This is a genomic window from Magnetospirillum aberrantis SpK (assembly GCF_011022235.1).
Taxonomy (GTDB): domain Bacteria; phylum Pseudomonadota; class Alphaproteobacteria; order Rhodospirillales; family Magnetospirillaceae; genus Magnetospirillum; species Magnetospirillum aberrantis.
In genome coordinates this window covers 175,743-190,055 of the sequence record NZ_JAAIYP010000034.1, presented here as the reverse complement: position 1 = coordinate 190,055, position 14,313 = coordinate 175,743, and the positions used below count along the sequence as shown (strand labels likewise).

The following is a 14,313-nucleotide window of genomic DNA, read 5'->3' as shown; positions in this document are numbered from 1 at the left end:
GTGATGCCTGAAAAGGGCGGTAATGGCAATGTGGGCCGGGTCATGCCCTGCCTCGTTAGTTGTGGCACTGAGGGTTTTCTGGCGCTAAATTTGCGCCGAACGCTGTCCCTGTCGACATGGTGAATAGATGTCAGCAGCCTTTGTCCATCTTTCTGATATCCATTTCGGCCAGGAACGTGACGACACCGTCCACATCCATGATGACGTCAAACAGCAATTGATCGCGGATGCGGCTGAGGTCGTTGGTAACCTTCCGGGCCGCGTGGCTCAGGGGATATTAGTTACCGGGGATATTGCTTATTCGGGCAAGCGGGCGCAGTACGATGACGCTGGCCGCTGGCTCGATGAACTGGCGCGAAGCATCGGCTGCCCGATCCATATGGTGCAAATGGTACCTGGCAACCACGACGTGGACCGGGACAAGCTTTCGGTCGGTGGCTCTCAATTGCTCGACTACATTCGCGCGGGCGGCGCTGCTGAGTATGAGAGGGTGGTGAACAACCCGGCGGACCGGGCCTCGCTCCTTGCCCGCTTCGAAGATTATGGGCGTTTCTCTTGCGGATATGATTGCGCGCTCGACGACGAAGCGCGCTTTGCCACAAACCGTCGAATCGAGTTGGCGCCCGGCCGATGGATCCGCTTCATTCGCATGAATTCGGCTCTACTCTGCCATGGGAAAGAGCGGGATGACGCCCCTGAACTCATGATCGGTGCGCGGCAATTTACCATTCCACGGAATACTGGCGAGGAGAACGTCCTCCTCGTCCACCACCCCCTAAACTGGTACAGGGATGCAGACGAGGTCCGGCAATATGTGCGTAACCGTGCGCGCGTGTTCATCTCCGGGCACGAGCATGATCCCAAGGTCACGATAGATCCGGTCGACGATAGGTGTGACGTCATGATGGTCGCCGCAGGCGCCGCCGTCCCATTTAAGTCGAACGAGGCTTACACCTACACATACAACATCATCGAGTTCGACTGGGACGAGGAAGCCGATGCCCTCGCGGTCACGATGCATCCCCGGGCCTGGAACCCTAAACAGACACGCTTTGAGGCCGACACCAAACGTCTCGGTGGAAGCCAGCCTCGCTTCGTGCTGGGTTCGCCCAACTTCAGGAAGTGCACGCAGCGGAACGAGAACGGTTTGGCCGCAGGAGAACGTGCCCCTGTGAGGGATGAAGAGTCGGATCAGCAGGTTGTGGAGTTTGTCGCCAAGGAAATTGCCGAGGAGACGCCGCCCATGCCACCGCCCATTGAAGGCTACGAGCTCACGCTGTTGCGTTTCTTCCGCGATCTACTGGAAAATGAAAGACTCCGCATACTTGTGGAACTCAACGCGATCCCGGCGGACTCCGACGAACGGATGACCCAGGGGGTTGAGCGCAAGCTATTCGATTGGCTCGCGCGCGAGGGCAGACTTCTTGAGTTAGACCGGATGATCGATAAGCTGATCGAAGAACGAGACGGGGGGCAGAACTGATGAGTAGGCTTTCGGTTCACATGCGGATCAGCGGTCTTTCGCCGAGCAACGAGGACGTGGACTCGCGGCAGAAGGCGGTTAAGCAGCTCGCAGCCGCTTGGGGTAAGATTGACAATAGCCCCCAAATCATCGCCAAGGCAGCGGAAATTGCGGATTCACTGGGCGGAGACGGTACGCCGCCTGAGAGTCTTGCGGAAGAGATTGAGGATGCGGTGCAGAAGCACGCTTCCGCATTTCTGAGCTCTGAGCGCCCCTTGGAGGTCGGGGTCTGTGCGGGCATGGCCGCGCTGTCCGTGATCGAGGAAAAGCCTGGGACCGGGGGCTGGACGAGAGCGGATATCTATTCAAATGCGCTGTGGCTTTCGCTTGCATTCCAGCCGGCACTTCCCGAGGAGAAAAGGGAGGCGCTCCGCCGTGAAGTGCTCGAGCGCGCTAGAGAACGCAGCCTCGAAAGCGCTAACAGAGCACGCGAGCGCGAACCGGTACCGGAGGTTCAAGATCTAGAGATTACCGTCGATAGCGAGAGGAAGGCTACGTCGGACTTCAAGGAAATCGTCGCTGAGATTGTCGATCCGTTGCGACGCAATGCTGCGCTCGATCGAGAAGAACTCGACGTCCTCTGGTGGGCCCAACTGGGCCGGAGTCGTGTACTCGGTCGGCCACTGTCTGATATTCCTGAAGCGACACGTTTGGTGACGATGGGTATTGAGGCTGCGAACCTGCTTCGTCGCCTGCCCGCCGACGTCCATCGTGAAATCGTCCTGCGTACCGTCGACGCAGACCCCGAGCTCGATCTTCGGGAGCTTGTCGAAGTGATCGGGCAAGATCGCGATGCACTTATCGGGTGGATTCCGGAAGCGGTCACGTCTGCGCCAACGGTTTATCCATTGCTGAACGCTCTTTTTACGGGTTTGTTCTCCGGTGAAGGGGTGAAGGAGAAGCGGAAAGCCTCGACATGGGGTTGTCGCGCGCTTGTGGAGTGCACGCTGGCTCGTCTCGTTACCAAAGGGCCGGGACGTCTATGAGCCGCGCCTGCACCTTCGATGGCTGCACCGTGGGCGAGACCGGTGTGTGTGCGCTGGAACACGACCCCGCCACCTGCAAACATCACGTTGCCGCCGGGGACAAGGCCATCGGCAGTGCTGATGAGGTCGAGAGCGAGTCGGATCGAGCTGAGCCCACGGATGATCCTGGCGCTCCGGTTCTCGAGAAGCCGGCTGGAGCGGCTTCATTTCCGTCGAGCCGAACGCTGGGCCCCGATTTCGTTTCCAGCATGATGGGCTCGCGGTATGTAACCGTTGTGGGAATTCTTGGAGATCCCGAGTCTGGCAAAACTGCGTGTTTGGCGAGCCTCTACCTCCTCGTCTCCAACGCACAGCTCGAAGGCTGGTCCTTCGCCGACAGCCGAAGCCTGATCGGGTTCGATGAGATCGCGCGTGGTGCCCGCGAATGGAACGAGGGAGAACCCCCGGAGCAGATGACGGTGCACACTGAGATGGCGGATGATCGCCGTCCAGGGTTCCTGCACTTGCGCCTGTTAAGGCAGGCCGATGGTCGCCGTGTTGATTTTGCGCTTCCAGACCTACCTGGCGAGTGGACTACGGAGCTTGTTTGCTCGGCGCGTGCCGACCGCTTTGATTTCTTAAAATCGGCCGAGGTGATATGGGTGGTTGTCGATGGGCGAGCGCTGATGGACAGGGAACGGCGGCAAGGCGTCATCAGTCGGTTGGGGCAACTTGCGGGCAGGATCAAGTCGATCTTTGATGGCGAGATCCCTCGCATGATGATCGTCGTCACCCATCGTGACCACGGCGAACTGAGTGAGTCGATCGAGACCCGGATTGCCGCAGAGCTAGCGAAACGCGATGTGGTCGCGAGGATTTGTCAAATCGCGCCCTTCTCGGAATGCGGCGATGTGAGGGCCGGCTTCGGCCTCTCGGAGCTGATGGAAGCAACCGTGGAGCAGTTGCGTTGCGAAGTTGATTTCTGGCCGAGCAGTGCCCCCGAGGAGGGCTCACGATCCTATATTGCCTTCAGGAGGGATCGATGACCCATTCGGTAATACTGCTCGGCGGTCCGGATTCGGGCAAGACTAACTATGTCGGTAGGCTCTGGACTGCACTAGATGCGGGCAGTGGGCAACTCAAGGCCGCGCAGCAGCCCGATGACATCACGTTTGTTCTTGAGGTTGCCGACCACCTCTACTCAGGCAACTTCGCTCCCCGTTCGGAGCACACCGACCAGCGCCGAGACTTTGAAGTCGTCGTCGTTGATCAGGCGGGAGGTCAGGAAACGGCAATCGTGGTCCCTGACATTTCGGGTGAACTCTGGCGCAACGCCGTGCTGGATTGCGAGATCGCACCAGATTGGATGGAGGAATTGCGGCGGGCCCATGGTGCTCTGCTGTTCATTCGGGTCGGCTCGGATCAGGATGTGCGCCCTCTCGATTGGGTTACCTCGCAGAGAATGTTGGCGAAGCTCGGCGGGACCGAAGCGCCGGGACTCGCCACGCAGGTGATGTTGTGCGAGTTGATCCGTTTTCTTGAGGTCACGCTTGCAGAACGCGCGGACGGTAGCCTTCCCCGCCTTTCCGTGGTGGTAAGCGCGTGGGATCTCGTCGACGCGCAGAAGTTCGCCCAGGGGCCGAGGGCCTATCTGGAACGGGAGTATCCCCTGTTGGCGGGGCGGCTGGCGGATATCGACCGGCTTGACGTGCGTGTGTTTGGGCTGAGCGTCGTAGGTGGGGACCTCAAGGCAGATGCTGCCTATCGCGAAGATTTCCTGGAGGTTGGACTTGACGGTCATGGCTGGGTCACCCTGGAGGATGAGCTAGGCATTTGGAGAAAGGACGGCGATCTCACACTGCCAGTGGCATGGGTAGTCGGCGTCTGAACATGATCATCGTCGAGCGCCAGGTTCACGGATACCGGCAGGGGCACCAGCTCTTGGCCGCCTCCGCTCAACTGCCAAAGCTAGACCAGTCCGTGATCGACAGACTTTCCGATGTCGCCGGTCCGCTGCGGCCGCGGGAGCGCTTCGAACCGTACTTAACAGCCTATCCGCTGCCGAGCGGCGAGCGTTACGTGTTGGCGAGAACGTGGCAGGACACCACCACCTCTCGAGCCGGTTGTGTCCGAACGCTGAGCCTGATTATTGGCACGGAGGACTGGTCGCGGGCAGAGAGCCTGCCTCCGTTTCTCGACCTCCTCAAAATCGACAACCTTCCCGAGCAGGTCGATGCGACGAGGTGTTCCGTTTCCATCTCATCAACAGAGCCGCTGCCGCCCGTGTTAGACTTCAGGGCAGGCGAATTGGTGGAGGCATTGTTCTTAGAGGAGGCGCAGCCCGTAGTCGTGTTTGACGCCCCAGCCCCTGAGCTGATTGCGTTACGACTCCTGACCGCACTGTGGCCATCGATGCGGCGGAAGTTCGCAATGTCCACTTTTGCGCTCTCTCCTCGCAAGATCGGGGGGCGCGATTTCGACTTGGTTTTCGCGCCGAAGGACGCGAGGTCGAAGTTCTCGGATTGGGACGGTCGGCGAATCGATGGGCGAGCTAACCTGGATGCTCGACACCGCTGGACAGATACCGTTGTCAGCCGGGTGTTCGAGCAGGCGCGCCCTGCTTTGCTAAGGTCATCGGAAATTCGCCTCGTTGATGACGGGGGCGGGGGCGGCGGCGATATCGACAATGCGGCCATGCTCCGCATCGCGCTCTTGTGGGATGAGCTCATTGAGAAGCTGGATCGGACGCCGATGGCCGCGCTGGGGCTTCTCGACATTGCGAACTCCGGTAAGGTGCAAAACGCGCAGGCAATCAGTTCATTGGATCCCGCTCTTGCGCGCGCCATTCTTCGTGCATCGACGGAACTTCCTGCGCCTGATGCATGGGCATTTCTGAGCGCTATCGTCGCCAAGATGCGGGCGCGCCCTCTGCCGGACGGAAAAAAGGCGACAGCTGCTGCTGCACAAACATTAGCCGCGCGGGCACCTGAGGGAGCCGTCGCGTTGCTGTCCCGTCCGGAGCTAACGGATGCTGTAAAGGGACTTCTGCCGAGGATCGCCTGCGGCCTCGGCGAAGCCGGGGAGGGACAAGGTGAGCGCGCCCTGCTTTCGGCGCCACCAGAGCTCATTTTGCGCCTTTTGGCTGCTGACGAGCGGCTTTCCGAGCGCGCTGCGGCTGATGGTGAACTCATCAAGCGGATTGGCAGGGCGCTTGAAACTGAGGAGCCGGCGTTGGCCGATGCTGTGGGCATTAGCCTTCTGCCCCATCTCGTCGAAGACTGGCAACTGCCAGCTGCGGCGCCGCTCGTGGCGAGGCTAGACGGGCAGGGGCTCGTGGCGGCAATATCCCGCCTTGCCGTCGCCAATGACTTCCAGGCTGTCCAGTTTGCCGAGATGGTCGTTGAGCGTGCCCGCGCCATCGGTACAAAAAGGGATGCGATGACCGCGATTGTCGCGTCGCCACCGTCTCAACGCCGGGATGCGCTGCTTGCCGCGACCCTCGATCCGACGGTGGCGGACGTGACGTGGTTGCTAGACACACCCGAACTATCCTCAGATACAGCGAACGCTCTCCTGACCTCGCTGCTACACAGAGCCGCCGACCGCCAACTATCAGTTATCTTGGGTGAGCCGCGCCTCGGGGACGAAGTATTGGCAAGGGTGCAGGACGGTGCGCCCGATCTGATCCAGCGTGCCGTCCTCGCATGTGAGCTACCCATCGACGCGTTCGTCCGAATGGCTCGCGTGGTCCTTCAAGAGGCCGATGCCGCGACAAGGATTCGCGTCGCGCAAGAGGCACTCCGGCGCTGTCTTCCGATGCACTTCGATGGTGACGAGATGAGCTTTATTGCTCAGCTCATCGACATAGTGGGAGAACGGCTCGACGGGGCTTGGGCTGTGCGTATTGGATTGGGGCGCGCAGTGCCAGCGTCGGCGGCCAGCCGCAACATGATTGCGTTCCATAATGCTCCAGCGCCGGTACGCCTTCGCGTCGTATGGGCGATTGCGGAACTCGCCCAAGCGATTTGCGATCGGCGCACTATAGATCTTGACGTGGAGGCGTTGGAGGCGTGCGCGCTTTTCATGTTCGAGGCGGAGAAGGCGGCCCCCGGGGCGTTGCTGAATGCGGCCGGCCGTATCCTCCCGATGCTCATGCGACATCGCCGCGAGCCAGTCTCGCCGATGATCGCGGCCACTTTCCCGATGATCTACCGTGAGTTGGCGAAACAGGATGACGTCCCGATTCTCCTGCAGTTTATCCCGTTTCTTGACTGGGACCGCTGCAAGGCTGCGCGCTCCGAGTTGGTAGACGCCTTTATGTCCTCATCCTGGTCGCCCGCTGACCTCGCGCTGACTGCCTGCCGATGTGGTGATGTCGACAAGATTCTCCGTCGTGCGGCTGCATCTTTCGGAGGTGGGGAGTACATCGACAGGGTCGAGATGGAGATTGGCCATCTACCGGACAAATGCCGCTCTGCCGTCCAGCATGCTATTTCAAACATCAGGTCTAACCGCTGAATGTATGAACGGGGGCTTTCTGTTTCCCCCGTTGGCGGGTCCCGCGTGAGTGGTGATCGGAGGCGTCAGCCTCAGGCCTGACAGTTGCCCGGCTCATATCACCGACCGCGTCCGGTGTCGAAATCTGCCGGAATTCCCCGTTCATGGCCGGAGGGGCGTTTGCTTCCACAAGTTACCCGCAGCAGTGGCGCTAGCTGGTAATTTTGACTATCCTTCGGCTCCCTTCCTGACCCGACCGGATGCCGTTATGACTGCCCCGATTGATATCCTCCGCTACTGGCGCGCGAGCCTCGCGGATGGACAATTGCCTTCGCTTCCCGACAAGGTCCCCATGCGTGAAGTCGCGTGGGATACGGTCTGCGCCGGGCGCATTGTCGCCGATGTGACCAAGGCGCTGGTCGGTGACTGGCAGGTTTCGGGTAACGGAAAGGCCAAGGGCAATCGCGCAGGAGCCAAGGGTGAACCGGCTTCAGTGCCGGTGCTGATCGCGCCGCTCGTGTTCATCGCCCGCCACCATCACGGCAACTCAGGCCGCAACAGCGATAAGCCCTATGCACCGCTCATCGTCCCGGCGCAGATGGCTACCGACGGAAAACTGTCCTTCGATCCGGCCAAGCACCAACCGTGGATGTGGCGCGGCGCGCTGGAGCCTTCGGCGGCGCCAGAGCCGCCGCTAGGCTCATTGGATGAGTTCGACGCATTCAGGTCCTCGACTCCGCGTCCCGAGGATTCCGATTGGGGCAAGCTGATCGAATACACCGAGGGCTTGTGCAAGGCGTTGACCGGAGCCGCGTTGGCCGATGTGGCCATCGATGGTTATGATCGCGGCCCGGCCATGGTTTTGGCCGCCTTTCCGCCGTCTTCGCCTTCCAAACACCTTATCGCGTTGGCTGATGCCCTTACCGCCGAGGACGCAAGCCTTCCTGCAACCCTTGTTTCGGCATGCCGTAGTGGGCCGCTGCGCCCGCAAATGGGGATTTCCGACCGCTGGGACGCCTCCGCCCGTCATTATGGCCAGATGGGCGCTGATTATCCGCTGGCGGACCGTCAGCGTGACGCGGTTCATCACCTCGGCGCCTGCGCGGAAGGCGATGTGTTGCCGGTCAACGGACCGCCCGGAACCGGCAAGACCACTCTGCTGCAGAGCATCGTCGCCACCATGGTGGTCGAGGCCGCGTTGGCCGGCGGCGAACCGCCGGTGATCGCCGTAACGTCCACCAACAATCAGGCGGTTACCAACGTCATCGACAGCTTCGCCAAGGTGGAGCCTCCAGCCCATCGCCAGGATGATCCGCTTGAAGGGCGCTGGTTGCCTGGGGTGAAGTCGTTCGCGCTCTACCTGCCGGCGGCCTCGAAGGAAGTGGACGAGGGCAAATATCACGTGGCGCGCCTGCCGGAATATGGCGAACCGTTATCCGGCATGCCGGCTGATATGCTGCAAGGTGAAGCCGTCGCCGCGGCCGAGGTCTCGTTCCTCGCTGCCGCCGGGGCGGCCTTTGGCAAGGAGTTCACTGCCGCAGCCGATGTCGCTGCCGAACTGGGCAATAGGCTGGCGGCTGGCGCCGCCCGGCTCAGGGAGCGTGTAGCACTGGTCAGTGCGCTGGTGTCCCGGCGCGCGGCCCGACCGGACCATACTGCTGTAGACTTTGCCTCCTGGGTCAAGGCCGAGGCAGCCGCCGCAGAGGAGCGCATCGCAGCGCATACTCAGGCCGTAGCTACCGCCCGTGGCGAGGCCGATGCTGCCCGCGAACAATGGAAGATGGCAGACATCGGGGTTGGACGGGGATTAGAAGAGCTGTTTCCATCTGGAGGCGGTCTGGGGGCGTTGCTGGGATGGTTGCTCGGATTCCTGCCGTCTGTGCGAGCGGGACGCTGGGAGCGGTGCCGTCGCATTGTTCGCCAGGTTGGTATCGAGGACGGGCCGTTTGCATCCTTGTTGGTGCCCACCAATCTCGATGCGCTTCGCCTGCACCTTGACGGCTGCCTGGCCTCTTTGCGTCAAAGGGCCGATGCTGAGGATCGCCGTACCGGCGAAGTCGAGCGTGAGGCGGGGAAAGCGGCTGCGGCCATTCGCGCCCGGGTGGACGCCCTCAACGTCGAGGCCGAGGCATGGCTTTCCGCCGAGCAGCAGTGGGCCTTGGCGGCGGAAGAGCTTTGCGCGGCGGCCGCCGGCATCGACTCGGTGAAAAAGATATCGCGCGCCGAACTGATTGCCCGTCCGGACTGTGTCGAGAGGCTGCTCGATGTCACCCTCCGACACGACCTGTTTCTGCTTGCGACCCATTACTGGGAGGCGCGTTGGCTTCAATCAGCTCAAGCGCTGGTGGACGACGCGGACGATCCGGTGAAGGCCATATCGCGAAAGTCTCGCCAGCGAACCGAGGAACGCTGGCGTCTGATGGCGTGTCTGACGCCCTGTTTTGTCTCGACCTTGTTCATGCTGCCGAAGCACCTGCAATTCTATGATCCGGACGGCGATAACAAGAATCCGCCCCTGACCGATTTCGTCGATCTGCTGATCGTCGACGAGGCGGGCCAGGTGCCCGCAGAGATTGGCGGCGTCGGCCTTTCTTTGGGACGTAAGGCGCTGGTGGTCGGCGACATTCACCAGATCGAGCCGGTTTGGTCGGTCGGGCAGCACATCGATGAAGGCAATATCAGCCGGTACGGCCTGCGGAACCAAGCCGACCAGTTGGATGAGGCAGGCTGCCGCGCCTCCAGCGGCAGTCTGATGAGGGTGGCCCGGCACGCAAGCGCCTTCGTCGGCGAGACCAAAAACGACCCCGGCATTTTCCTGGCTGAGCATCGGCGATGCCAGACGCCCATCGTCGCCGTCTGCAACGATTTGGTTTACGCCAACCGACTGGTCCCATGCACGCCGACGCTTTCCGAGCCCATCCTTCCGCCGCTCGGCTGGGCTAATGTTCGATCTCCGTCAGGGCGTCGGGGCGGAAGCCGTTTCAACGCGGGCGAGGCCGAGGCCATTGCCGAATGGCTGGAGCGGCACCGCGGAGAAATCGAGCAACGGTATGGCAAACCGATCCACGAATTGGTCGGGATCGTTACACCATTCAGCGCACAGAAAGGCGAGATCCGCTCGGCGCTGGGCCGCCATGGCATTGATGGCGATCTGACAGTCGGCACGGTGCATGCGCTGCAGGGTGCCGAACGTGAAATCGTGCTGTTCTCGCCGGTCCATACGGCCGAGGACGGAGGTCGACCGTTTTTTGACCGCGGCCCCAACATGGTCAACGTGGCAGTGTCGCGTGCGCGCCACACCTTCCTTGTGTTCGGCGATATGCGGGTGTTCGATCCTGAACGCGCCGTTGGAAAAGTGCCGTCGGGCGTTCTGGCCAAGCACCTCTTTGGACGGCCAGAGTATGAAATTCTCGACGCTCTCACTCGTCCTGATTTCGTCGCTGAGGGAGTCGCGGCGCATACCATTCGCCTCGACAGCCTTGAGGCCCATCGGGAAACCCTGCGCGAGGCGTTCGAGCGTGCCACCAGCAGGGTCTTGGTGGTGTCCCCCTACCTGTCGCCCGACGCGCTCTCCCGCGATGACGTCGAGGCGCTCATCGCCGCAGCGCGCGGCCGGAGGGTCGCCGTCACGATCGCCTTCGATCCCGAACTGAACCGGAAATCCGGCCACCTCAAGCCTGCCTGTATCGAAGCTGCGGGTGCGCTCGCCCGAGCCGGCGCCGAAATCGTCGAACGTTCCCGCATCCACAACAAGACGTTGGCGGTGGATGATTCATGGATAGTCGAGGGATCGTTTAATTGGCTGTCCGCAGTCCGTGATCCAAGCCTTCCCTATGCCAGAATGGAGCGCTCACTGCGCTATCAGGGGCCCGATGCGGGGGAGTTCGTCAAGGATGCATGGCGCGAAGTTTTGGGATGACGGGGAGGGACAGAGCGACCGAAGATCTCATGCGGGAGCGTTGTCTTCGACGGAGCAGGTTGACATCTGTGCACTCCGTTTACAAATGTAGGGAAGGTTGACAAAATCATAAATTTGCATATCATGGGGCTCCGCTTAAGGAGCTACCATGGAACCCTGGCTGATCCACCCTGATCTTACCGAAGAGCGCCTGGTTGACGTCGCCCGTCTGATCGCCAAGGGCCGAAATGATGCTCTTGACCGATATGAACCGGAGATCGGCGACAACGGGTGGACCCTCGGAACCCGCGCCTTCCAGTTTGGCCGACATCAAATTCTCGTGGGAGCCGAAAGCGGCGAATACCCTTGGCTTCAGATCGTGGACGGCAGTCTGCGGCTGATCTTCCAGATTGGGGAGGTACCCGTCCGCTTCTACAAGGGAATCGCGGACGAGCCTACCGACAGGACGTTGCGACAATCTTTCCCAGAATTGCGCCAGCTCTCGTTCATTTTTCCGCATGACGCGGACGCGAGCGATTTCCTGTTCCGGTTTGCCGTGGAAACGGGCCTCGACGGCGAGATCACGAGCATCAAGTTCGTGGCCCTCCGAGAGGAAGAACCTGTGCACGTTTGGGATGTTCCGCTCGCACACTCCGTTACCACTCTGTACCCGCTTGGCTCCACGTCTGCGGGCGGTGTAGAGTTGCCGCCCCCTCATGTGGGGCTGCCAGAAGATGAAGCCGCCGAAGATAGTAAGGCGGGTTAATTTTCAAGCGGAACGGGAATTTGATGACATTGAGAGGGCGCCGGCGAATGAGCCGGCTTTTCCTGCATGGAAAGAGACGTCGAAGCTTTTGTCGGAGAGCAATTGCGCCTTGCAAGGATTGCGTGGGGGCTATCCTTGGAGGAAGTGGGTCAAGCTGTCCAAGCGACAAGGCAGTACATTCAGCAACTGGAAACAGGTGCTAAGAAGCCAAACTCGGACATGGTTGCCGCATTGGCAGATGTTCTGGGTATCGAGCCTTTGTTCCTTCGGTCGCATATCCGTAGCAGTGTCAAGCCGGAGCAGTGCCACTTCCGGAAACAAATGACTACGCCCGTTTCCGTGACCAGCTTAGTACTGGCGCGGGGGAGCATCTTGGACCGTCTAGCCGGGGAGCTTGATCGCTTACTGCGGCTGCCAACTGTAAATTTTCCTGACATTCCAATTTCCGCACCGGAAGAAATCGAAAGGGCAGCTGAGGAAACTCGCCGGCACTGGGGCTTAGGGGCGGATGGACCCATCATCAGCATGATGCGCGTAGTCGAAAACGCTGGCGCGGTCGTGACCTGTTTGGGCGGTATCTCTGAGCGAGTGGACGCACTTTCGATGGACAGGCCGCGGCCGATCATTGTTAGGAGCGCCGCAAAGGAGAGCCTGTGCCGACTGCGTTTCGATCTCGCCCATGAGACTGGCCATTTGGTCATGCACCGAGGCCTCCAAACGGGTGATCGAGAGACAGAAGATCAGGCGAACCGCTTTGCGAGTGCGTTTCTTCTCCCACGTTTTGCGTTTCTTCGTGAATTTCCACGAGGAAGGACGCTTAACTGGACCGAAATTTTCAACATGAAGCTTCGCTGGAAGGTAGCTGCCAGAGCGATTGTCCGTCGCGCCTACGACCTCGGCGCGATCTCGGCCGCACAATACCGAACGGCGAACATCCACTTGGTCAAATCCGGCCAGGCCAAGTGTGAGCGCTACGACGATCAACTGCCAATGGAGCCGCCCGAACTCTTTGACGCGGCGCTCGATAAGCTCGAAAGATCAAAACCTGGGTCAACTAGGGCTCTCGCGCGGAGCATGGGGCTAGGCGAAAGGCTGTTTGAAATGGTTGCTGGGCGTAAGCTGCCAGAGGATGGGGTAATCGAGACGGGTAATATTATCCGGTTCCCGGCACGAGGGTAGGCTCCCTTCCGTGGGCGACGTAGCGCTGTTAGCGTACATCGCGGCCATGCCCTACTGGTCCCCGTTGATCTGAACGAGCACCTAATGGTGGCCAAGCGTGGACCCTTGCGCCGCGGCGGTTTGAGAGGGACCGATAAGGAGCGAGCCTCCTTGTCGGATTTGCCCTAAGGGATCGGCCTCCGCGGGAATTCGTTCTGTTCTGAGCCTCTGCCAGTCCAGATCGGACCGCCATTGATGGCTCATTCAACGCCAGTCTCCCGAGAAGGAGACATTGGCGGCTTCAAGAACTCAACCGGTTCGACATTAAGCGCCTCTGCCAAGCGCCCAAGCACCTTGAGGCTCACATAGAATTTCCCTTTTTCGATCTGGCTGAGATAGCTGCGACTCATCTCAGCCTCAAGGGCGAGCTCGTCTTGTGACCAGCCCTTAGCGTGGCGCAATCGGCGCAAATTGGTTGCGAACAGCTGCCTGAGATCCATCCCCACATGGCAACCGGCTTGCTCCGCTCGCGCACCTCGATATATTGAACAAAATGCACTCGAAACCGAAGGGGGAGATCATGAGAAGGCTTTTCTTTGCCTGCGTAGCTGTGGTGATGGTCGCCGCGTGCACCTCGACTACCGGCACGAGCATAAGTGAGGAGCGCCTTGCAGAGCTCAAGAAGGGTAGGGCTACGATCCAAGATGTGACCGCACAATTCGGGCAGCCCAGCGCCGCCCAATTGATGCCGAATGGGGAGCGCGTCCTCGTTTACACGCAGCAGAAGGTCCGTATGGATCCAAAAGCCGCCATACCTATCGTGGGCCTGTTCGCGAACGAGTCCGGCTATTCAACCGCTACCGTGTCCATCACGTTTGCGACCGATGGAACCCTGGCTTCCTATTCAAGCCAGAGCATGAATTTTGGCGGCGGAACGAGCTATAGCTCAGGAGCAAAATGAGCGCGTGAAATCCGACGGTCTGCCTGAAGGGCTACCTAAGTGGCAAGCCGTCGCACGCGCAATATGGGGCACAACGACGGGAGAACCTGGTCGTCGAAGGCACCTACAACCTTTTACAAAAGCCTCCCAATTGGGGGCGGGAAGGGGGGGCATGTCCGAACCCATACTAGATGATCAGCAGCTCAGTGAATTAATGGAAAAAGACCCCCACGCATACCAGAGGGAGCTCTTGCGTCCTTGGGCAGGCATGGAAAGCGACATGCACGATCTTGTGACTTTATTGGCCGAGGAGGGGGAGGCGCGCCTAATCGACGATGTAGAGTTATCCGATGACGGAAAAATGGTGTCGATAACGCTGCCTGACTGGATAATTGACCTTAAACGCCATTATGTTTCTAAGCACGGTAAGAAAAATGGCGTCGCGATCTACCTAAAGGCGATGGCTGTATTTGCCAACCACATCATGCCAGATAAGCATCAGGACGGGCCCCGCGTTTTTTCTATGGAGCACCTTGTTTCCAAACGGCACTAATCTACAACGGCGCA

At 60.3% G+C, this 14,313-nt stretch carries 11 protein-coding genes; 10 read left to right on the top strand and 1 reads right to left on the bottom strand.

Features of this window, described 5'->3' with window-relative positions; genetic code table 11:
- The first annotated feature begins 127 nt into the window (after nucleotides 1-127).
- The 8 genes from G4223_RS07150 to G4223_RS07115 all read left to right on the top strand — a co-directional run bounded on the left by G4223_RS07150 (nucleotide 128) and on the right by G4223_RS07115 (nucleotide 12,827).
- Nucleotides 128-1,483, top strand: coding sequence for a metallophosphoesterase (locus tag G4223_RS07150; protein ID WP_163677064.1), 1,356 nt, complete (start codon nucleotides 128-130; stop codon nucleotides 1,481-1,483).
- The gene (locus G4223_RS07145) at nucleotides 1,483-2,508 is read left to right on the top strand and encodes a GTPase-associated system all-helical protein GASH (RefSeq protein ID WP_163677061.1); all 1,026 of its coding nucleotides are present in this window, start codon (nucleotides 1,483-1,485) and stop codon (nucleotides 2,506-2,508) included. Before G4223_RS07150 ends, G4223_RS07145 begins: the two co-directional genes overlap by 1 nt.
- Entirely contained in the window at nucleotides 2,505-3,533 is a 1,029-nt protein-coding gene (locus G4223_RS07140; protein ID WP_163677057.1) for a TRAFAC clade GTPase domain-containing protein, read from the top strand. Before G4223_RS07145 ends, G4223_RS07140 begins: the two co-directional genes overlap by 4 nt.
- Entirely contained in the window at nucleotides 3,530-4,375 is an 846-nt protein-coding gene (locus G4223_RS07135) for a TRAFAC clade GTPase domain-containing protein (protein WP_163677055.1), read from the top strand. Before G4223_RS07140 ends, G4223_RS07135 begins: the two co-directional genes overlap by 4 nt.
- Before the next feature lie 2 nt (nucleotides 4,376-4,377).
- Nucleotides 4,378-7,005: a GAP1-N1 domain-containing protein gene (locus tag G4223_RS07130; RefSeq protein WP_205762416.1), complete on the top strand. Its 2,628-nt coding sequence runs from the start codon at nucleotides 4,378-4,380 to the stop codon at nucleotides 7,003-7,005.
- 247 nt (nucleotides 7,006-7,252) lie between these two features.
- Nucleotides 7,253-10,903 carry an AAA domain-containing protein gene (locus tag G4223_RS07125; protein ID WP_163677052.1) on the top strand — a complete coding sequence of 1,217 codons (3,651 nt, stop codon included), beginning with the start codon at nucleotides 7,253-7,255 and terminating at the stop codon, nucleotides 10,901-10,903.
- A 148-nt stretch (nucleotides 10,904-11,051) separates the two neighbouring features.
- A complete protein-coding gene (locus tag G4223_RS07120) occupies nucleotides 11,052-11,648 on the top strand; it encodes a hypothetical protein (protein WP_163677049.1) in 597 nt (198 codons plus the stop codon).
- 66 nt (nucleotides 11,649-11,714) lie between these two features.
- Complete coding sequence (locus G4223_RS07115) at nucleotides 11,715-12,827, top strand: helix-turn-helix domain-containing protein (protein ID WP_163677047.1); 1,113 nt, start codon at nucleotides 11,715-11,717, stop codon at nucleotides 12,825-12,827.
- Nucleotides 12,828-13,066: 239 nt separating this feature from the next.
- Here the strand turns inward: G4223_RS07115 and G4223_RS07110 are convergent, their stop codons facing one another.
- Complete coding sequence (locus G4223_RS07110; protein WP_163677044.1) at nucleotides 13,067-13,306, bottom strand: helix-turn-helix domain-containing protein; 240 nt, start codon at nucleotides 13,304-13,306, stop codon at nucleotides 13,067-13,069.
- Nucleotides 13,307-13,386: 80 nt separating this feature from the next.
- Here G4223_RS07110 and G4223_RS07105 point away from each other — a divergent pair, with 80 nt between their 5' ends.
- Together G4223_RS07105 and G4223_RS07100 are read left to right on the top strand one after the other, a co-directional pair.
- Nucleotides 13,387-13,767 (top strand): hypothetical protein, encoded by a 381-nt coding sequence (locus G4223_RS07105; RefSeq protein WP_163677041.1) that lies wholly within the window; start codon nucleotides 13,387-13,389, stop codon nucleotides 13,765-13,767.
- A gap of 151 nt (nucleotides 13,768-13,918) precedes the next feature.
- Nucleotides 13,919-14,299, top strand: a complete 381-nt coding sequence (locus G4223_RS07100) for a hypothetical protein (protein ID WP_163677038.1) — start codon at nucleotides 13,919-13,921, stop codon at nucleotides 14,297-14,299.
- Nucleotides 14,300-14,313: the final 14 nt, after the last annotated feature.